This is a genomic window from Gracilimonas sp., assembly GCF_014762685.1.
GTDB lineage: Bacteria > Bacteroidota > Rhodothermia > Balneolales > Balneolaceae > Gracilimonas.
Genome location: NZ_JABURM010000005.1, coordinates 1041972 through 1063652, shown reverse-complemented (window position 1 = coordinate 1063652; position 21681 = coordinate 1041972). Strand labels below are relative to the sequence as shown.

Here is a 21681-nt window from a genome sequence, read left to right as displayed (position 1 = left end):
GGTTAAGTAAATACTCCAAAATTGGAAGGACTAACAGAACAAATAGGTTGGCGCAACAAAAAGACCGGGATCAATATTACAGGTTTTGTAATGGCTTATAAAAGGAAGCTCGGGCAAACTACGCCAAAATTTAAGAGTCAAAGAGCGACGGCGTTATGAATAAGAAAAATGAATTCGAGTTACCGAAACTTGTCGAGCATTTATCCCATGAACTCAGAACGCCTTTGAGTGCGATATTAGGTTATTCTGAGCTGCTTGAAAAAAGCAATAATCTTGATGAGTCTGAGAAAAAACATCTTGAAAAAATAGCTGCAAGCGGTACCCAACTTTTGGATGTTGTTAATGATCTCATTGAGATTTCTAATATTGAATCGGGTAATGTACTTGCTGAAGAAAATGTGATCAAAACTGATGAATTAGTAGCAGAACTTAAAAGTGAGTTCGAAACTGCGGCAAGAATTAAAGAATTAGACCTTTTGATTTCTATAGGTTCAGCCGTAAAAGAAACTTTTATAGGTGATGAGAAAAAAGTTAAAACAATTCTTTATTCCCTCATTAACAATGCCATAAAATTTACAAAGAAAGGAAAAATTAAAGTAGAGATTTCTATTTCTGAAATCAGTGATCGCTTACTTTGCTTCAAGATTGAAGATACAGGTATTGGAATTTCTGAGGAAGACATGAAACATGTTTTTAAACCTTTCTGGCAAGCGAATGTGAAGCAAAAAACAGGAACCGGACTTGGGCTTACCACTTGCCAAAAATTAGTCCATATTTTGGATGGGTCATTAGATATAACAAGTGTTCAAGAAAAGGGTACTCGTATTGTTTTACAGATTCCTATAGGTGAAGATGCCGGTAATGCAGTCAGCAAAGAAAATAAATACGCTTCAAAGGTTGAGTTAAGCGCTAAAAAAAGCTTAAAAGCACTTATAGTTGATGATCTGCCTATTAACAGAGCATTAGCCCGAATAATGCTGGAAATGAAGGATTTTGAAATTATAGAAGCGGAAAATGGGAAGGAAGCTTTAGATTCTTATGCCGGAAATAGCCCCGATGTTGTACTTATGGATATTTCAATGCCGGTTATGAATGGTATTGAGGCTATGGAGAAAATTCGAAACATCAATGGCTCAGGTAAAGATATACCCATTATTGCGATTACGGCAGGTGGTCATATGGGCACACGATCAGAATTGATCAATAAAGGTTTTTCTGAATACATACAAAAGCCGTTTAAAGAAAAAGAGCTTTTTGAAAAAATTTCTCTATTTCTTCCGTTAACAGTCAAAAACCTTAAGAGAGCCCCACTTAAACAAATTTCTGTTAAATCGTAATATCTTTTAGGTGGACACAATAATGTTTCACCACTGGTTCAGTCAGAGCAATTATATTTTTTGTTTCAGCTGCTTTAGAAAATTCCACAGCTTTATCATCTTCTAATATCCAAATGCTTTCATTTTTATATTTATAAGCTTCAGAGTAACTTTGCTCAAAGGTTAGATAGTATTCTAAATCAGAGTCATCAACAGGTAAGCGCAGTTTGTTTAAGGCTTTTTTAGTTTTTTTCTGAACTTCAATCTTTTCAGCTCGATTCAGTTTTTTATCAATAAAAGTAGTTCTGAAAAGATCCCGGTTTAGAAATCTGTAACATAAATCCGCAAGTATTTTATCCTCACCTTTTACCCAAAGTTTGATGCTAAGATATACGTCATGATCGTCCATTTCAGTATATCGGTCAATCATTTCATTTGATATTCTCTTTTTCGCGGAAGGTTGTTCTAACATGAAGAACTCAAGAGCAGGAGAAGCAAAATTTAATTTTTGGCCCGAATCAATAAGAGCCTGAACCCGCTTGAAAATACTTCGAAGCAAAAAATCAGCACTTAATACTGTTTTATGCTGGTAGACTTGCATATACATCAACCTTCGGGCGATGATATAATTTTCAACGGCATAAATACCTTTTTTTTCTATGACAATATTTCCTTTGAAAACCCGCATTGTTTTAAGAATGCGGTTAATACCTACAGTCCCCTCAGATACTCCGGTGAAAAAACTGTCGCGCCTTAAATAGTCCAAACGGTCTAAATCTAGCTGCGAAGAAATAAGCTGGTGAAGGAATTTTTTTTTATGTTGATTAGTAAAAATAGATATGGCCGTATCTAACGCCCCGCCAAATTCTTTATTCAGCTTTTTCATAATGGCCAAACTCATCATCTCATGATTGAAATCTTTAATGAGAGAGTGTTCCAAAGTATGAGAGAGCGGTCCATGGCCTACATCATGTAGTAAAATGGCCATCAAAGTGCCATCATATTCGGGTTGACTAATGGTTGTGTCTTTTTCTCGGAGATTATTTAATACTCGCTGACCTAATTCTAAAGCACCAAGGGCATGAGAAAAACGAGAATGTTCAGCGGCCGGAAAAACCAAATATCCTAATCCAAGTTGTCTTACTCTCCTTAACCTTTGCACATAAGGGTGATCAATCAGTTTTAAAATTGGCCCTTTTGGGACAGTGATAAATCCGTGTATGGGATCATTAAAAATTTTATATCGAGTGCTTTTGTCCATGTTTAATTAGGGAAATTTATCTAAAGCCGCTTGAAGATATTAAAAAGGGAAGAGTAATGAGTGATGAAGTAGGTGATTTCAATTTATTTGTCAATTATGACTTTGAGCCCTTAAGAAATTTGAATCATCATCTCATTGAGATTCTCAATGTTAGGTAGTCGGGTTGGGCGCTGCTTTTTCATATCAAACCATACCCCGGTAGATTCTGCAACACCAAGCAAAGCTTTAGATTCTTTATCGTAAAGCCCCTGCAGGGCAACAATGCTGGAATTGCCGGTTTCACCTACTCCGGTTCCAACCAAAACAGTAGAGGGGAATTTAATCTGCTTTAAGTATTCAACAGTGCATTTCACTAAAACAAAGGTTTTCCCATCTTTAAACTCACTTTGCATTTTTCCGACTTCTCCCAGAAAACTAATTCGTGCTTCCTCCAGGTAGGTATTGAAAAGTGCGTTGTTAACATGGTTAAGCGGATCTAGATCCCGAAAACGAACGGGAATTTTAGTCCAATGAAAGAAAAGTTCAGGATCATATTCTGGTCTAAACATACTCTGTATTTTTTGAATAGAAGATGCGGGTGATATAGGGAAATGACAAGTCTAAAAGCCTTATTCTGGAATCTATATTTGTTATATTCCCACCGATCAAATTTAAATCAAATTTAGATATTAATGGCTAAGCAGAACGAAAGATATTTTTTAGAAAAATTACTGATTACCCCGAGTCCCACAGGATATGAAAAGGAGGGCGTGAAGGTTTGGAAAGAATATGTAGACCAATTTGCAGATGAGGTAGTGACTGACGCCTATGGATCCTGTGCAGCCAAAATAAATATGAGCGGGGATGTAGCCACCGTGATGCTGGAAGCTCATTGTGATGAGATTGGAATGGTGGTTCAACATATCAACGAGCAGGGTTTTGTATACATAAATAAACTGGGAGGGAGTGATTCTACAATAGCCCGGGCCAAAAAAGTGTTCATTCACAATAAAAGAGGCCGAGTTGTAGGAGTAACCGGGAATACAGCTATCCATCTTCAGGATAAAAAAAATGGAGGCGGAAAACAGCCGGAGTGGAAAGATATATATGTTGATATTGGGGTTTCGAGCAAAGAAGAAGCTTTGGAATTGGTACAAATTGGTGACCCTATAACCTATGCAACGGATACTGAGTTCTTAAATGATGATATGCTTTCTGCTCGGGCTCTGGATAACCGAATTGGCGGATATGTGATTGCAGAAGCCATGCGAAAGATAAGTAAGCGGAAAAAAGATTTGAAAGTAAACGTGATCGCGTTGAATTCTATCCAAGAAGAGGTAGGAGGGTTCGGGGCCCGAATGATGAGTTATCGGTTTATGCCGGATGTAGCTTTGGTTACCGACGTAACACATGCCACTGATACGCCCGGAATCGATCAGAAAGAGCACGGAACGGTTGAACTGGGTAAAGGGCCTACTGTACAACACGGGGGCGCGAATCACCCAAAAGTAGTAGAATTCGTTGAAGAAGTTTGTCGGGAAAAGAAAATCGATGTACAACACGAAGCCACAAGTGTTAGAACCGGTACGGATACAGACAGTATTTTCTATCAACAAACCGGAATTCCAAGTGCATTGCTATCAACTCCTTTACGATATATGCATTCGCCCGTGGAAGTTGTATCAATGAAAGATGTGGAGAATTTAATCGAGATTATGGTTGAAACGGTCTTGGCGATGAATCCGGATCAAACCTTCTCTGTATTCCAGGATGAATGATCGGAAGCAGATATCAATAAAAAAGCCTGTTCGCATTGAACAGGCTTTTTAAGTTTGTAAAGGGCTTTTTAAAAATTAATTCGGATTGAATTAGTTAGTATAACTTGGTGGTAAAAGCACTCCGTCGATAATATGAACTACACCGTTTGTTCCTACCAGATCAACAGTTACAACATTTACAGAGTTATTAAGAGTAACATTACCTTCTCCGTCAATATTTACCGTGATGTCTTCACCTTGAACTGTGGTAATGGTTTGTCCATCGCTAAGATCACCTGATAAAGCTTCAGCAGCAACTGCATGGTACGTTAATACTTCTTCTACTTGCTGTGCAGTAAGTGTTTCAAGGGTACTGCTTATTTCTTCAAATGCAGCATTTGTTGGAGCAAACAGAGTAAAAGGCCCATCGCCTTCTAAAGTTGAGACAAGGCCTGCATCCGCTACTAAACTTACCAATGTGGTGAGGTCATAATTTTTCTGAGCGATCTGAACGATATTCAGGAACTCATTAGGGAGTATAACGGCATCAATGGCATGAACCACACCATTATTTGTAAACACATCAGCAGCTGTTACCATAGCTGATCCGTTTATGGTTACTTCGCCATTATCAACGGTAACGAATACATTCTCTTCTGTTAATGAACCAACAGCTTGCGTTGCTTCCAGGTCAGCAGACCCAACTTCAACAGGCAATACATGGTATTGCAGAATTTGAGCAAGTTGATCTATTGTTAAGCTACCGAGTAAGCCATCGGGTAATGCAGCAAAAGCATCGTCAGTTGGGGCAAACACTGTAAATGTGCCGTCCGGATTAGAAAGGGCTTCTGCCAATCCGGCATCAGCAACTGCGTTAACCAGGGTTTCGAAGAAGTATCGTTTTGAAGCGGCGTCCACAACGGTACCATATGCATCGGGGAGGATCACCTCATCAATGGCATGGATCACTCCATTTGATACATCAACATCAGCAGCAACAATAGATGCTGAACCGTTTACAAATACACCATCATTGTTAGCAGTAACAAACACTCCACCGCCTGAAAGTGATTCAACTTCCTGTTCAGCACTTAGCTGATTTGAGAAAACTTCTCCGGGAAGCACATGATAAGTCAGGATTTCAGTAATCTGCTCGTTTGTTAATGAGGCAAGTAAGCCGTCTGGAAGAGCTGCAAAAGCATCATCCGTCGGTGCAAATACCGTAAAATCGCCTTTATACTTAAGTGTTGTAGTTAACCCAACCTGATCGACAGCAGAAGCTAAAGTAGAAAAATTACCAAGCGCAACAGCTTGATCAATTATATTAGCATCTCTATAACCTTCCGGAAGCAGGACCGCATCTATTGCATGGATAATTCCATTAGAAGCTTCCAAATCTGCGACAGTTACATTTGAGTAGCCGTTTACTAATACTCCGCTTTCAGACTCAACCAAAATCTCTTCTCCGAGTAAAGTTGGTACATCTTGCGTTGCTGACAGATCACCGGAAGCGATGGATCCTTCAACCACATGAAATTGGAGTATCTCAGCAAGTTGATCGGAAGTAATGTTATCTAAAGTCCCCTCAGGGAGTTCACTAAAAGCGGCGTTAGTGGGTGCAAATACGGTAAAAGGTCCCGCTCCCTCCAAAGCCACGGTAAGTCCGGCGTCCTGGATGGCTTGTACTAGCACTGAAAAATCGTCATTTTCCTGTGCGGTTTCGATAATATTGAGCTCTCCATCTTCTCCAATTCCGTTATTATTAGAACCATTACCGCAAGCAGTAAAAGTTAAAAATGAAACGAGAACCAGAGAAAGAAAAAGCGTCAGTCTTGATGAATAGTTTTCTTTCTTCATGAATAGTCGGTTTGATTAAAATTGACTATCACTCAAGGAGAAAATTGAGATTTTAGTTCCCGTTTTATAAGAAAAAAGTTTGTCTTAACGCTTATTAAGGCTGTTTTTTTAACCCGAAGAGTATTTTACTGAGCTATTTTAAAGGGACTAAAAGAATGGGAGAAAAGAGTTTGCGAAACAAAATATCTAATCTGCGGCCTTACTGATTCGGTTAGTTAAAGCCGTATAAAAAGCCGGAAATTTTTTTCGAAATAAATCTAATTTTTCAATAAAAACGGTTGAGTACCCCTCAATATCTGCCTGTCGAAATCGATCATAAAGCTCTTTTGAGAGCAAGGCTAGGTTCCCGTCATATGAGATGACGTTCTTTGATTCGGGAAATGTGTTTTGAACCAGATACAGGGTGTCATTTTCTATAGAGGAAATCTCCCCATATCTGACAGAAGCTTTTGGTTTGTAATGCGAGTATTTTTGACCCGGGCTTTTGGGGGAATCACTCTTCTCTGTAGAGTTAATGTTAACATCAGATCCCAAAACAGCTTCAATTTCCTTTTTCCCTATTTTTCCCGGACGAAGGATGACAGGTATTTCAGAAGTTAAATCCAGCACGGTTGACTCAAGTCCTATTTCGGTAGCCCCGCCATCAAGAACAGGAAAGTTTTGTCCAAAATCGTTCAAAATATGTTTGGGATTCGTAGGGCTAGGACGGCCCGACTTATTGGCACTTGGCGCCACCAGGGGGCCTGTAGAGGATATAAGCTGTAATGCCAGCTTATGATCAGGCATTCGTATAGCTACGGTATCCAACCCCGCAGTAATAAGGTCGAGTACTTTCGGTTTCTTTTTTAAAATTAAAGTTAATGGGCCCGGCCAAAACTCCGTCATTAATGTTTTAGCAGATTCAGGAATTTCTGAAGCAAAATCCTCCATTTGTTTTTCATTAGAGATATGAACGATCAACGGATTATCAGCAGGGCGCCCTTTAGCTTTAAATACCTTTTTCACGGCTGACGGGTTCCATGCATCTGCTCCCAAACCGTAAACCGTTTCAGTGGGGAAAGCCACTATTTCTCCGGATTTTAAAAGATTAATATATGGAGTCAGGTCAAGCATGTAACTCACTAAGTGCTAATTCTTTAAGATATTCAAAAGCAGTATTTATATCTGGTATTTCCTGTACTACAAATCGAACAGTATCCTTTTTTTGAATGACCTGAAATTCACCTTTTTTACCTGCTTCAAGCTTTTCAAGAATTTCTTGAAACTTACCGCTGTCATAGAAGTTTTTGCCCATTTCGGATTCTTGTTTTGGGCATACTAACCACATTCTTCCGGCACGAATTGTTACTTTGGTAAAGAAGTTTTGAGAAGCAAAAAGCCTAATTTTGCTGGCTTGTATCAGGTACTTTGCCTCTTTAGGAATAGGGCCGAATCGATCTTCAATTTCTTCTTTCCAGTCATTAATTTCCTTCTCGTTTTTAGCTTGTGACAGCTTTCGATATAAGTTTAAACGTTCTACACTGTCAGAAACATAATCTTGGGGAAGGAGGGCCGTCTCATCAAATTCTACGGTAGTTTCTGGAAGCTCAGCCTCAATTTCAACATCCTCAAACATCTCGCTAAATTCTGATTGTTTGAGTTCATTAACCGCATCATTTAGAATTTTTGTGTAAAGATCAAAGCCGATATCATTTATAAAGCCGCTTTGTTCAGCTCCCAATATGTCACCCGCTCCACGAATATCGAGATCCCGCATGGCAATATTGAATCCTGAACCTAAATCAGAAAATTCCTCAAGTGCTAATAACCGTTTTCGAGCCTCGGTACTCAGAGTTTGAATAGGGTTGGTAATGAGGTAACAAAATGCTTTTCTATTAGACCTTCCAACTCTACCACGTAATTGATGTAACTCAGCGAGCCCAAAATGGTTAGCGTGATTGATAATGATAGTATTTGCATTGGCGATATCAATGCCATTTTCTACAATATTGGTAGAAACAAGCACATCAAATTTATGTTGATAGAAATCAGTGATGATTTTATCGAGCTGGGAACCGGACATTTGTCCGTGCCCAAATCGAACCCGAATATCAGGCACCAATCGCCGGATCATTTCTGCTGTTTCTTCAATATTCTTTACCCGGTTATGAATAAAAAATACCTGTCCACCCCTGGAGATTTCCTGCAAAATTGCATCCCGGATCAGCTCTTCATCAAAGCTGTGTATTTCAGTATAAACGGGTTGCCGGTTGGGGGGTGGCGTATTTATCACACTTAGGTCGCGTGCGCCCATAAGGGAGAATTGGAGCGTTCTGGGAATAGGTGTGGCGGTGAGGGTCAATACATCTACTGAGGCGCGAAAGTTTTTAAGCTTTTCTTTGGCTGAAACCCCGAATCGTTGTTCTTCATCAACGATGATTAAGCCAAGATCTTTGAATTTGACGTCCTTGGAAAGCAGTCGATGGGTGCCAATTACAATATCAACTTCCCCGTCAGCTAGTTTTTTAATAGCTTCTTTTTGTTGTTTAGCAGTTCGAAAACGTGATAGGGCCTCAATTTTGACCGGGAATTTCTCCATGCGTTTCATGAAGGTTTTTGCGTGTTGCTCGGCCAAAATAGTGGTGGGTACCAAAACAGCCACCTGTTTATGGTCTAATACAGCTTTAAATGCTGCCCGAACCGCAACTTCGGTTTTACCAAAGCCAACATCACCACAAACCAGCCGATCCATTGGGTGTTTACTTTCCATGTCATTTTTAACAGCCTGAATGGCATCGAATTGATCGGGTGTTTCTTCATATTCAAAGTTGGCATCCAATTCAGTTTGCCATTCATTATCGGGAGAAAAATCGTAAGCTGTTTCTGCTTTTCTCTTGGCGTACAATTGGATAAGTTCTCTGGCTATGTCTTTTACTTTCTTCTTGGTTTGGGCTTTTTTGCGTGCCCAGGAGCCTGACCCAAGTTTGGTGATACGTGGTGCTGTTCCTTCTTTGCCCGAATATTTTTGAAGTTTATGCAGGCTGGTTACATTCACATAGAGCGTTGAGTCATCCTTGTATTGAAGCACCACCACTTCCTGCTCCGTATTTTTTACGTTGATTTTCTTGAACCCCCTAAACTTCCCAATTCCGTAATCAACATGAACTACATAATCGCCAATACTTAAATCACGAAGCTCTTTAAATGAAATTCCGCCGTGAAAACGTCTTCTTTTTGTTTTGGGACGGTGATATCGATTAAAGATCTGGTGGTCGGTATAAACGGCTAATTTGGCCGGCTCATATATAAATCCTTCGTGCAGTGATTCTACCGCTAATAAGTACTTAAAATCTTGACTGGCTTCTCCGAGTAATTCCTCAAAGCGGTCGCGCTGACCATCATTATCACATAGAATAATGGTATTAAGTTCTTTTTCAGAGTTTTGGGTTATGTTTTCACGTAGCAGCTTAAAATTACCGTGGAAATCAGGTTGTGGCTTGGCTTCAAGTATTAAAGTCTGCTCATCCTTTTCTGATGTTCCCACATTTGCCACATAAAGCTGGTGGTTGAATTTGGATAGCTCTTCCTCAAAGTTCTTTTCAGAAATAAAAAGCTGCTCCGGAAGGTCTAGATCATCATTTTCAGGATGATCATTATATGCTTGCTCCGCATGTTCGTAATTCTTTCCAATTTCTGAGATGATTAATTCTCTGTTGGAAGTAACCAACAGCGTCCGTTCATCAAAATAGGAGAGGAAGCTTGATTTATCGGTTTCCGGGAGATTCGTTAAATCCGGAATGATGCGTGCGTAGTTTAAAAATGCAATGGAACGCTGAGAATCGGCGTCAAACTCACGGATGGTATCCAGTTCATCCCCAAAAAACTCCAGGCGCAGCGGATATTCTCCGGAGTAGGGAAAGATATCAAGGATTCCTCCACGGACGGCAAATTCTCCCGGCTCATCCACAAACTTTACGGGATTATAACCCTGATCAGCCAGCTTTTCTTTAAATTTATCAAGCTCTATTTCCTGTCCTTTTTCCAATATCAGGCTTACCTCATTCAGCGCAGAAGGAGGGGCAATTTTCTCCCCAATTGCTTCTACCGAGGTAATAACAATTTTGGCGCTTTGGTCGGAAATGGCTTGCAGCGCCTCTGACCTTTGAACCAATAAGCTGGTGTCTTTAAGCTGTTGCCTGTCATATGGTTTTCGGTTTGAAGAGGGGAATAAAATCACATTCCTTTCGTTTCCTATGACATCTAAATCGGCTTTCAGAAACCGGGCACCTTCATCGGTTTCAGAGATCACCAATACATTTTCCTTTTTGGAAGAAAGAGCTTCCAATAAAAAACTGTTAAGTGCCCCGATGCTTTTCTTGAGGGTCAGGGTATTTTTCTCAAGCAGCTGCGTATGTACATTTTTGAAGACCCCGTTCTTACGGAGTTGCTCTTTAATTAAAGAAATGCTCATGAATAGCTTTTTAGAAACTTTTAAGACGACAATGAAAGATACACTGTATCATAATCGATTAGCAATTTGAATTGGAGAGTTTTGAAACTTTATCAAAGACTGATTGACGGAGAAATCAGCTGCTTTCTATTCCGTTCAAAACTGTTTTTTGAATCAAAAAACTAAGGAAAAGCAATCCCAAAGACCCTATCAGATATATCGAATAAAGATCCTCATAATCAGTATAAATAAGCTCCTCAACTTCAGTTGTTTCCAATTCATCAATTTCATCATAAATGTCTTCCAATTGTTCTGAATCGGTAGCTCTGAAATATCTGCCGCCGGTGAGTTCAGCCACGCTGGTTAACATTTCTTCATCAATATTTACCGGAATGTTTTGGTAGCGACGACCGAAGATAGGATCTTGAATAGGATAAGGGGCTGTGCCGCGTGTTCCTGCTCCAATGGTATAGATTTTAATATCGTAGGTAAGGGCTAAATCTGCGGCCGTGACAGGGTCAATTTCACCGGCGTTGTTTTGGCCGTCTGTCAATAGGATAATCACTTTGCTTTCAGCCGGGCTTTCTTTTAAACGGTTCACTGCCGTTGCGATACCCATTCCAATAGCTGTTCCATCTTCTATAACTCCCATTTCAAGGTCATCGACGAGATTCTTTAATAGCCTGTAATCCAGTGTAGGCGGAACTACTGTGAAACTTTTCATGGCAAAGGTAACCAGTCCAATCCGATCGGTAGTCCTTTTATCAACAAAGTTTTTAGCAACTTCCCTGGCTGCTTCAAATCTATTGGGTTTCAAATCTTCAGCTCTCATGGAAGTTGACATATCAAGAACCAAAACTATATCGATTCCTTCCGCATTACGTTCTACGGTGGTAAGTCGCTCTTGAGGTCGAGCTAAGGCCACAACCAGTAAAGCAATTCCGATCCATGTAAATGCTGCTTGCAACCAATGAATATGTGCCTTCCAGTTTCCGGGTACGTCTTGCAATAAGTCCAGAGAAGAGAAAGTGAGGGTGGCTTGTTTCCTGTTAAAGTAGCGATAAAGGTAGGTTCCGATTAATACCGGTAGCACAAGCAAGGCCCAAAACCATTCCGGGTTTGCAAAGTCCATTATGCACCCTCCTTTACATTTTTAGCCGATTTAGGTTGAAATTGCTCAACATACTGTGCTTTAAGCCGTGATATACGAGCAGAATCAGCTAATTTAGCCCTTTCAAGAAATTCTTCAGCTTCAGCATAAGTCCTCCATGCATCTTCAAGACTGGGGGTGAATTTGGCGAATTTAACCAAATCAGCTTTTCTTAATACTTTCCTCGTTTTATCAGTCATGGTATCATCTACTCCGTAGGCTTCTAAATAGCGTAATAATTCGGAAGAGGTAGATTCCAGGGCGGGAATTTTATACAATTCTTCAAAATAGGTTCGAATTGCATCTCCAATTTCACTGTAAAATAGTTTAAAGTTTTTAGTTTCAGCTACTTTTGAATTTTTCTTGATGGCATTCAGTGTTTTTTCAAGTTCTTTTATCGGGTTATAAAAAGGTTTGGTTACAGGTTCCGGTTCTGTCTCAATTTCCTGAGGCCTTTCACGGAAATTAAACCACCATAACAGGAATCCGACCAGTAACAACGCGGCTAAAACCCATGGCCACCAGGTTCGGGGAAAGGCATAAATTGTTTTTATCGGTTTAAATGTGGTATCACCTTCTGCAACAATACTTTTAAATCGTAAAACTACCGGATCGGTATAGATTACCGTCGTATCATTTGCGGAGTAAAGTGTAACGGGTTGAGATGAAATTTGAAGGTCCTGATTTCCAAAAAACTGGAGCTTATAAATTAAACTGTCGCTGAATTCAGAAAGTTTAAATTGTTTTCGGTCTATTAGATCAATTGAAGAGGGGAAGGAGTTTGTGTCCGGAAATTGAATATCCAAATATTCTTTGTCTAACTGTAAGGTCAGTGAATATTGAAATGTATCACCAATGCGTAATGAATCGGTACTGACACGTGTTTGTACCGATTGGGCAAATAAATTTGCTGACCAAAGCAATAAGGTCAATAAGACAAACAGGCGTAAAGTGCCGAGCCTTGACAAGATGATATTCATTAATACTTACACATAATATTAGGTTAGAACTGATGGGTTAAAAATATAACATTGAGATGTAAATATTTTGCAAAACTAAGCTTCCATACTTTTTATGAAAGTAGCCTATTAATTCTTATTATTTTCTGAATTATTAAATCTACAGTTTCTTTGATGAGAAGTATTACATCTACGTTAGGGCTCGGGATAATAACGTCTTTTACGGTTATTACCTTGGTGTTAGTATTAAATTTAACAAATAATGAACCTCCTCCGGAGTTTGAAATTTCTGCTGAGAATATGGTGGAAATAAAGGAAGATGTTCAGCTCGATTCCTATGGATTTAACACTATAAATGTAGAACTGGAAGAAGGCAGGGTTAAGCGTAATGAGAGCCTGTATCTTATTTTGCAGGATTTAGAAGTCCCGCCTCAAGTCATTTATGAAATCAATAAAAAATCTGATGGTGTATTCCAAAGTAACCGTGTTAAACCGGGACAACGATATATAGCTTATAAAGGAAAGAAGGATGGTTCAGCTCACCGGCTGATATTACACAACAATGCTTTGGAGTATGTGGTCTTTGATTGGAAAAATGAAGTTAAGGTAACCAGTGGACGTAAAGAGATTGAGACCAAAAGGGCGGAAGTAAGCGGAGTTATTGAATCTTCTTTGTATGAGACGCTGATGGCCCAAAATCAGAATACCCTGCTTGGCAATAGCTTAAGTGAAATTTTCGCCTGGCAAATTGATTTCTTTCGATTATATCCGGGAGATAAGTTTAAAGTAATTTATGAAGAGCAATTTGTTGACGGGAACCCGTTCGGGATAGGGAGGGTAATTGCTGCCGAATTCACCAATAAAAATGAAACCTTCGATGCTTTCTATTATGAAAATGAAGAACGTGCCGGATATTTCGACAGTGATGGAAATAGTGTGCAAAAAGCCCTATTAAAAGCTCCTTTCAGGTATTCACAACGAGTGAGCTCAAATTTTTCACACAGCCGTTTTCATCCGGTTTTAAAGCGCAGAATTCCTCATTATGGAGTAGATTATGCCGCACCGATTGGAACGCCGGTGCTTTCGGTAGGGGATGGTGAAGTTATCGAAGCCCGGTATCGAGGGGCAAATGGAAACATTGTTAAGGTTCGGCACAATGGAACTTATACAACCGCTTATCTACACTTAAACGGATTTGCTAAAGGCATTCGGGCCGGGACAAGGGTAAAACAAGGGCAGGTGATCGGATATGTAGGAAAGACGGGACGTGTAACCGGCGTACATTTGGATTATAGAATATATAAAAACGGTCAGCCTGTAAATCCTTTAAAAGTTAAGTTGCCGCCATCCAAAGCTATAGGAGAAGAAGAAAAAAGTAATTACTTAAGAAAAGTTGAAAAACTTAAGTATCAGTTAAGTCAAATTGAAAGCCAGCAACCCAAAAAAGTAATCAGTACTAACACGGCTGTTTCTGCTTCTTCAAATTAATATCTGCTTCCCCGGCGTTTAAAGAAATTCATCAAGGGCTGAACATACGACTTGTTCGTTTTCACCTCTACAGCATCAATCTTCATTTTAAGCATCTTGTCATGAATGTATGCTTTCTGTTCCATCCGTCGAATTTTGTATGCTTTTCGCACTTTGGAGCTTGAAGTGTCAACCATTTTTTCAGCTCCGGTTTCGGCATCCCTAACTTTAACCAAGCCAATGTGCGGTAGTTCGTCTTCCAGCTCATCATTGATGATGATGCTGACTAAATCATGCTTTTGATTAGTGATTCTGAGTTGTTTCTCAAAATTGTTGTCTTGGAAATCTGAGGCCAATACCACAATAGCTCGCCGATCTAAAAGCCGGTTAATGTAAGACAGGGCATCTGCAATATCAGTTCCGGTGCCGGTTGGCTTAGTAGTATATAACTCTCTTATAAGCCTTAAAACATGCGTACGTCCTTTTTTAGGAGGGACTACTTTTTCAATATGATCACTGAAAAGGACCAGCCCAACTTTATCGCTATTTTTTATAGCGCTGAATGCAAGCACTGCACATAGTTCTATAGCCAGATCCATTTTACTCTGGCTCTGACTTCCAAAGGTGCCGCTTTGTGAAATGTCGATGCAGAGCATGAGTGTTTGTTCTCGCTCTTCTTCGAATATTTTGATAAACGGGTCGCCGGTACGGGCAGTTACATTCCAGTCGATTTGACGAATGTCATCACCGTAGGTATAAGCCCGAACCTCCGAAAATTCCATGCCCCGTCCTTTAAAAGCCGACTGGTATTCGCCTCCAAACAAGGTATTGACAATACCTTTTGTTTGAATTTCAAGTTTCCGGATTTTTTTAAGAATTTCCTTTGGGATCATTACATTTTCTTTTGTTGTTCCGGATGAAGATAATAAATGAACTCCTCAAAATTGGCTCCTATAAGTAAAAAAATAAAGAAATAGTTACTCTTAACCTACGCCTCGGTCTGCCGGCTCTAAGCCCGTCGGATCGAGTTCGGGGTTGTTTTTTGGTTCATTACAAATCGATCTCGATATTCTCATGTTCATATTTCTCTCGTTCAATGAGGGGATAAAGCAGGAACAACAGCAGTGTGATAATTCCGATCCAATACATCAGCCAGGCTATTGTCATGTAATTATCAAGCATACCATTCATAATGAATAGGTTATAAAAATCATGGGAAGATTTTGGGAGATTTCCGATTAGTGGCATCTTTCTTTCCACTGCGTCGGCTGCATAAGCGGCTGACTCAATCCAGGCAAATGCGGTAAAAAGTAATCCAATTTGTGCTGTTATTCGCTGATAGTTCCACCACCCGAAGGCAAAAATGATAAATGGCAGAAGGATTTCTAGTAAAGTTCCGCCAGCAATGGTCAAGAAACGATTACCGAAGAGTCCCAGGAAAGTATGGCCGGCTTCGTGGACAATCAGTAGAAAATTATCGATCAGAAAAAAGAAAGGAGAGAGGAAGAAGGGGTAATCAAACATCCAGGCAAAAGAGATTTCCCATTTTAGTGCCATCCAGTACTGATTGGCCAGTACCCAACAAAAAGGGATACATACTATTGTAAACCACCACTTCTTGAAGTAGGGCAAAGATTTATCTAAATAATGTTCTGTATCAATATTCAATATTGCTGAACCATTTGGTCTTCTATAGAGTTGTGATAGTAGAAATTAAACAGATATCAAACAACACCGTAACTATGAGTAATCCACTTAACGTCACGCAGAAATTGATAAAAGATCATTTGGTAGAAGGGGAAATGACACCCGGTGAGGAGATCGGGCTCAAAATAGATCAAACCCTTACTCAGGATGCAACGGGGACTTTGGTAATGCTGGAGCTGGAAGCTATGGAGTTGGATGACGCCAAAACCGAATTATCCTGCCAATATGTAGATCATAATCTTTTGCAAACGGATTTTAAAAACCCGGATGATCATGTATTTCTGAAGTCTGCTGCCGAACAGTTTGGAATGTGGTTTAGTCGCCCGGGAAATGGAGTAAGTCATCCAATTGAAACGGAGCGTTTTGCCATTCCCGGGAAGACACTTGCCGGATCTGACAGTCATACACCTGCATCGGGCTGTATGGGAATGTTAGCCCTTGGGGCGGGGGGACTGGATGTGGCCTTTGCCATTGCCGGAGAACCAGTGCACATCAAAATGCCGAAAGTTTTAGGTGTTGAACTCAAAGGAAATCTGCCGGATTGGGTGAGTGCAAAGGATATAGTTCTTGAAATGCTCCGCCGATACGATGTAGATGGAGCCAAGGGTTATGTGATTGAATATTTTGGAGACGGTTTGAAAAACTTATCTACCATGGATCGCCATGTGATCGCCAATATGGGTACAGAAATGGGAGCTACAACTACTGTTTTTCCAGCTGATGATGAAGTCCGCCGTTTTATGACCTCCCAGGGAAGAGGCGATGATTTTGTTGAGCTGGTAGCTGATGAAGGTGCTGAATACGATAAATACGAGGAACTGATTCTGGATGATGTGGAGCCATTAATCGCACTGCCAAGCAGTCCCGGTAATGTGGTTTCGGTTAGGGAAGTGGAAGGGAAGCCCATCTATCAGGCCTATGTTGGATCTTCGGCTAATCCCGGTTATCGTGATTTTTGGATTGCTTCTGAGATTGTGAAGGGGAAAACGGTTCACGAAAATGTGTCCTGGGATATAAACCCAACATCACGACAGATCATCGAGAACATGGTAAAAAACGATGTGATGTTTAATCTTGTACAATCAGGTGCTCGCATTCACCAGGCGGGTTGTAACGGTTGTATTGGAATGGGCCAGGCACCTGCTTCGGGGCAAAATAGTCTGCGAACGGTGCCACGTAATTTCCCGGATCGATCAGGTACGCCGGAGGATTCAGTGTTTTTAGTAAGCCCGGAGACAGCCGCAGCTTCAGCTTTGACCGGCAAGATTACCGATCCGCGCGATCTGGAAGAATTGTATGATATGACGTATCCGGTGTTTAAAGAGCTTGAGAGCCCGATTGTCAATACAGAGATGCTGAAAGAACCGGTTCCAATGGAGGAGCGCGGAGAGATTAAGAAAGGGCCGAATATTTCTACTATGCCGGATTTCAACGAACTCAGTGATTTTGAAGTACCGGTTTTACTAAAAATGGGTGACGATATTTCAACTGATGAAATTCTGAGGGCGGGAGCTGAAGTGTTACCATTTCGAAGCAACATCCCGGAGATCAGTAAGTCTACGCTGGATGTAGTTGATAAAAACTTCCACTCCCGGGCAATTGAATCTAAAGAAGAACACGGCGGACACATGGTTGTAGCCGGTGAGAATTATGCACAGGGCTCCAGTCGTGAACATGCAGCTATTGCACCTCGGTATTTAGGTCAGCGTGCCGTGATTGCTAAAAGCTATGCTCGGATTGGATGGCAAAACCTGGTGAACTTTGGCATTCCACCTTTTGAATTTTTAAATGATGAGGATTACGATGATATCGATCAAGGCGATATCTTGAAAACTGAAAATATTCGTGCAAGCATAGAAAGTGGTAATACTGCTAAACTGATCAATGTCACAAAAGGCAATGAATATAAAGTGAAGCACACCCTCAGTGACCGTCAGCGAGAGGCTATTTTAGATGGGGGAGTGATTAATACTTTTAAGAAGAAAAAGGCTTCTTAAAGTGGTAAAATTTAAAATCAGAAAGGGCAGGTAAGTTTAGTTTTTTAAATCCGTAAAACTTTTTGTCCCTTTAAAAAAGTATTTCCATATAACAGAGATGTTAAGCATGGTTTCAGGATCATCCGGATTAGTTCTCAATTTCTGAAGTTGTCGTCGTTTTTTGTTCATACTTCCTAAGCTGAAGAAAAAGTGTACATGTGCCTTAAACACAGCAAGCCATTCTTTTGGGTTACCGGTTAATAATGCTTTCCATGCCGCAATAACATCTAAAAACAGTCTAATCATGAACCTTTTCTGAAGGCTGGAAGCGGAATAGTTTTTCCAGAGCATGAATAAGCTGTTTCTGAAATTATAGTATACTTTTCGGGGAGAACCCATCGGCAGGGAACCACCACCCAGGTGATAAACAACACTTTGAGGGGCATAACTAATTTTGTATCCCTGGTTTTGAAGTCGCCAACAAAGGTCAATTTCCTCCATATGAAACTCAAAGTCTTCATCAAATCTGCCGGATTTTATAAACAGATCTTTACGTATTGCTAAAGCCGCACCCGAAGCCCAAAATAAGTCCGGTTGATTATCATATTGACCATGATCTTTTTCTACTTTATCAAAAATACGGCCCCTGCAAAAAGTGTATCCGTATTTGTCCATAAAACCACCCGCCGCACCTGCATATTCAAAGAATTCGGGATTCTCAAAAGAACGCATTTTAGGTTGAGCAGCTGCTACATTACCCTCACTAAAAACCCTGTTTAGATCATGCAGCCAGTTTTTCTCCACTTTTACATCGTTATTCAGAAAAAGTAAAATTTCTTTTTCAGCAAAGGGAACACCCCTATTATTTCCGCCACAATAGCCGTAGTTTCTATCAAAGGAAGCAATTTTTATATCAGGATACGTTGATTTTATCCATTCTTTGGAACCATCATCAGATGCATTATCTGCAATGATGATTTCAAAATCAGGATAATCAGTTAAAATTACAGATGGCAGGAAGTTTTTGAGGTGCTCAAGTGCATTCCAGGTAACGATAATGATGCTGAAGCCTTTCAACGAATGAATAAAATTTTGTGAATGTTTATAAATAAAGTAGAACAAGTTCTATAAATATATTTGCTTGTTCTTTTGTTGGAGTAATAAGATGATACAAAAAGTATGATCAAAATAGGGCTAATTTCAGATACGCATAATTACCTTGATCCTCAGGTCTTCGAATATTTTGAAGACTGCGATGAAATTTGGCATGCCGGTGATTTTGGAAGTATAAGCATAGCAGATCAGCTTAGGAAAATTGCACCGGTGGTTGGCGTATATGGAAATATAGACGGAAAAGATATTCGGCAAGAATTTCCGCTTCATCAAAGGTTTGAGCGTGAGGGACTTAGAATATGGATGACACACATAGGCGGGATTCCGGGTCGGTATTGCATCCCCATTCGTGAAGAATTGGAAAATGATCCGCCTGAGTTATTTATTTGTGGGCATTCTCACATTCTCAGAATATCCAGAGATCAGGATTTAGATAAGATGCTATATATGAATCCGGGAGCAGCAGGGAAACAAGGATTCCAAACTCATCGCACGATTATCCGGTTCGAGATAAATAAAAGGAAAATTCACAATGTTGAAGTGATCAACCTTGATATGGATGAAGATACTGAAGAGGAGATTAAACAACGCGCATCAAGTAAATCAAGGTAAAAATGTTTGCCCTTTAATTTTCATATCTTCTAATTAACTGCATTGCATTAAAAGCTGACTGAATAACAAGTGGAATACCACCGCCCGGATGAGTTGAGCCACCTACAAAGTAAAGCTTATCAATATTTGTGGATTTATTGCGTGGTCTGAGAAAGGCTGAGAATTTATTATTCGAAGAGGTACCGTAAATACTCCCTTTGTTTGACAGGTATTTTTGATAAAAGTCTTGAGGGTTAATGCTTTTTCTAAAAAGAATATGATCCGAAAAATTATTTAACCCACGCTTTTCTAACTCTTGGATGATTTTGTCGCCATATTTCTCTCCCTGTTCTTCCCACAGGTAATTATCAGATAAATAGGGAGCGTTTACCAAAATAAACAGATTGGATCCGCCTTCAGGAGCATGATCGGGATCAGTATAAGAAGTATTGGCAATGTAGATAGTCGGATCGTCAGGCATTACTTTATGATTGAAAATCTGGCTAAATTCATGTTCATAATCTTCAGAAAAGAAAACATTATGGTGTACCAATTGCTCATACTTTTTATCAATTCCTAACAGTAATACAAAGCCGGAGCAGGAAGGCTCGATCGATATGGCTTTCTTTTTTTTACGGGGTGATATATAAGAGTCAGGGAGTAAATGAGCAATGGTTTCGGTAGCATCACTGTTGGAGACGACCAAATCAGTTTGGATGACTTTGTTATTTTTGAGCCGGATACCTGTTGCCCGATTCTCTTCCACAAGAATGGACTTTATTTCCTGATCAAAATGAAATTCAATGCCCAGTGATTGTGCGAGTTTATAAAGCGCTTCAGCAACTTTAAACAGGCCTCCTTTTACGTAATATCCGCCTTGATTGATTTCAACATGAGGAATTACATTCAGTGTTGCAGGGGCAAGGAAAGGCGAAGAACCGTTATAGGTTGTGAACCGTTTGAAAAATTTTCTTAAATAAGTTGATTGAAACTCACGATCAACCCTTTTGCTAACGGTGGTAAAAGCATCAATCCCAAAAAAGCTGAGCAGATCAACCTCCTTCAAATCCCGGATACCATAAAGCGGGTTGAAAATAAAAGCATCTGCTGTTTTTAGGTAGAGAGACTCAGCATAATCAAGGAAGTTGCGATAGGCATTTGCATCTTCCGGAGCAATGGCTTCAATTTCTTTAAGAGCAGCCGTTTTATCTTCAAAATTATCAAAAACGATGCCATCCGGATAGAAATATCTGCAAATAGGTTCAAGGGAGACCAGTTCCAAATAATCATCCATTTTTGTATTACATTCTGCGAACAGTTTTTCCAATACAAAGGGCATGGTGAGCAGGCTGGGGCCGGTATCAAATCGAAAGCCTTTTGCTTCAAGCTGATTCATTTTTCCTCCAACACCACTGTTTTTTTCAAACACCTCAACCTCGTGCCCGGCGGCTGCGAGCAGGCAGGAGACAGATAACCCCCCCAAACCGGCACCAATTACAGAAATATTCATTTGATCATTTTTAAAAACTGATTTACTTGAGAAGGAAATTTCAGGCTAAATATTTCTCCTCAATTCTTTTAATTGAATCCCTGATTTCTTTCAGTATTTCTGCAACAGAATCGGTGCTTGCTGTAGAAGAGGCTCCACTGTTATACGTTACTTTATCCCGTTGTTCAAAAACTTTATTTCGGAATTCAAAAGCATCAATAATTCCAATAAGGGACAGGTCAGAGCTTCCTTGCCCGGTATTGCCGGCCGTCTCAATTTTTAAAATACTTAGTCCAAAATATTTCAGAAGGGGACCTTCTTTAAAAGTTAGATCCTGGATTTTATCCAAAGGAATCGTTCTTTCCGTATGGAATATATATCCTTTTTTAAACCGAAGTGATCGTGTAGTCAGTTCACACTCCAGCCGTTCAAAATATCGTTTCAAATAAATGGAGGCGATAAGCAGCCAAATGGGGATTAACGGTATCAAAATAACCGTAATAGTACAAATCAACGCCCCGTACCATAGGATGTATGTTTTGATTTTTGGATTGAATTCAGCTTTTTGGAGAATAGTAGCTTTGGAGTTCATAACGATTTGTTAAAATTTGAGATAATAAAAAAGGCATC

General features: G+C 39.9%; 17 protein-coding genes. 5 read left to right on the top strand and 12 right to left on the bottom strand.

Annotated features, from left to right (window positions below; genetic code table 11):
* The first annotated feature begins 155 nt into the window (after positions 1–155).
* Entirely contained in the window at positions 156–1337 is a 1182-nt protein-coding gene (locus HUJ22_RS04840) for a response regulator (RefSeq protein ID WP_290874700.1), read from the top strand.
* Here the strand turns inward: HUJ22_RS04840 and HUJ22_RS04835 are convergent.
* On the bottom strand, positions 1327–2577 hold the full coding sequence (locus HUJ22_RS04835) for an HD domain-containing protein (protein ID WP_290874697.1): 1251 nt from the start codon (positions 2575–2577) through the stop codon (positions 1327–1329). The two genes, HUJ22_RS04840 and HUJ22_RS04835, sit on opposite strands and share 11 nt — an antisense overlap.
* A 110-nt stretch (positions 2578–2687) precedes the next feature.
* Entirely contained in the window at positions 2688–3125 is a 438-nt protein-coding gene (locus HUJ22_RS04830) for a thioesterase family protein (protein WP_290874694.1), read from the bottom strand.
* A 123-nt stretch (positions 3126–3248) separates the two neighbouring features.
* Here HUJ22_RS04830 and HUJ22_RS04825 point away from each other — a divergent pair, with 123 nt between their 5' ends.
* Positions 3249–4334, top strand: a complete 1086-nt coding sequence (locus HUJ22_RS04825) for a M42 family metallopeptidase (protein WP_290874693.1) — start codon at positions 3249–3251, stop codon at positions 4332–4334.
* A 90-nt stretch (positions 4335–4424) separates the two neighbouring features.
* On the opposite strand, the gene HUJ22_RS04820 is transcribed toward HUJ22_RS04825, so the two are convergent.
* From HUJ22_RS04820 to HUJ22_RS04800, 5 genes are all read right to left on the bottom strand, one after another.
* Positions 4425–6170, bottom strand: a complete 1746-nt coding sequence (locus tag HUJ22_RS04820; RefSeq protein ID WP_290874690.1) for a fasciclin domain-containing protein — start codon at positions 6168–6170, stop codon at positions 4425–4427.
* Positions 6171–6356: 186 nt separating this feature from the next.
* Positions 6357–7283 carry an L-threonylcarbamoyladenylate synthase gene (locus tag HUJ22_RS04815; RefSeq protein WP_290874687.1) on the bottom strand — a complete coding sequence of 309 codons (927 nt, stop codon included), beginning with the start codon at positions 7281–7283 and terminating at the stop codon, positions 6357–6359.
* Positions 7276–10620, bottom strand: a complete 3345-nt coding sequence (gene mfd, locus HUJ22_RS04810) for a transcription-repair coupling factor (RefSeq protein ID WP_290874684.1) — start codon at positions 10618–10620, stop codon at positions 7276–7278. The genes HUJ22_RS04815 and mfd overlap by 8 nt, the downstream gene beginning before the upstream one ends.
* A 115-nt stretch (positions 10621–10735) precedes the next feature.
* Complete coding sequence (locus HUJ22_RS04805) at positions 10736–11731, bottom strand: VWA domain-containing protein (protein WP_290874681.1); 996 nt, start codon at positions 11729–11731, stop codon at positions 10736–10738.
* Positions 11731–12729, bottom strand: coding sequence for a hypothetical protein (locus HUJ22_RS04800; protein ID WP_290874679.1), 999 nt, complete (start codon positions 12727–12729; stop codon positions 11731–11733). Before HUJ22_RS04800 ends, HUJ22_RS04805 begins: the two co-directional genes overlap by 1 nt.
* 153 nt (positions 12730–12882) lie before the next feature.
* Here HUJ22_RS04800 and HUJ22_RS04795 point away from each other — a divergent pair, with 153 nt between their 5' ends.
* Complete coding sequence (locus HUJ22_RS04795; protein WP_290874676.1) at positions 12883–14196, top strand: peptidoglycan DD-metalloendopeptidase family protein; 1314 nt, start codon at positions 12883–12885, stop codon at positions 14194–14196.
* On the opposite strand, the gene HUJ22_RS04790 is transcribed toward HUJ22_RS04795, so the two are convergent.
* Both HUJ22_RS04790 and HUJ22_RS04785 read right to left on the bottom strand, forming a co-directional pair.
* Entirely contained in the window at positions 14193–15068 is an 876-nt protein-coding gene (locus HUJ22_RS04790) for a DUF58 domain-containing protein (RefSeq protein WP_290874673.1), read from the bottom strand. The two genes, HUJ22_RS04795 and HUJ22_RS04790, sit on opposite strands and share 4 nt — an antisense overlap.
* 157 nt (positions 15069–15225) lie before the next feature.
* Positions 15226–15843: a hypothetical protein gene (locus tag HUJ22_RS04785; RefSeq protein WP_290874670.1), complete on the bottom strand. Its 618-nt coding sequence runs from the start codon at positions 15841–15843 to the stop codon at positions 15226–15228.
* Between the two features lie 74 nt (positions 15844–15917).
* Here HUJ22_RS04785 and HUJ22_RS04780 point away from each other — a divergent pair, with 74 nt between their 5' ends.
* Complete coding sequence (locus tag HUJ22_RS04780; protein WP_290874667.1) at positions 15918–17879, top strand: aconitate hydratase; 1962 nt, start codon at positions 15918–15920, stop codon at positions 17877–17879.
* Positions 17880–17915: 36 nt separating this feature from the next.
* On the opposite strand, the gene HUJ22_RS04775 is transcribed toward HUJ22_RS04780, so the two are convergent.
* Positions 17916–18935, bottom strand: a complete 1020-nt coding sequence (locus HUJ22_RS04775; RefSeq protein WP_290874664.1) for a glycosyltransferase family 2 protein — start codon at positions 18933–18935, stop codon at positions 17916–17918.
* Positions 18936–19037: 102 nt separating this feature from the next.
* Here HUJ22_RS04775 and HUJ22_RS04770 point away from each other — a divergent pair, with 102 nt between their 5' ends.
* On the top strand, positions 19038–19583 hold the full coding sequence (locus HUJ22_RS04770; RefSeq protein ID WP_290874661.1) for a metallophosphoesterase family protein: 546 nt from the start codon (positions 19038–19040) through the stop codon (positions 19581–19583).
* Between the two features lie 13 nt (positions 19584–19596).
* Here HUJ22_RS04770 and crtI read toward each other — a convergent pair whose 3' ends face one another.
* Both crtI and HUJ22_RS04760 read right to left on the bottom strand, forming a co-directional pair.
* The gene (gene crtI / locus HUJ22_RS04765) at positions 19597–21072 is read right to left on the bottom strand and encodes an NAD(P)/FAD-dependent oxidoreductase (RefSeq protein WP_290874658.1); all 1476 of its coding nucleotides are present in this window, start codon (positions 21070–21072) and stop codon (positions 19597–19599) included.
* Positions 21073–21112: 40 nt separating this feature from the next.
* Complete coding sequence (locus HUJ22_RS04760; protein ID WP_290874655.1) at positions 21113–21643, bottom strand: PH domain-containing protein; 531 nt, start codon at positions 21641–21643, stop codon at positions 21113–21115.
* Positions 21644–21681: the final 38 nt, after the last annotated feature.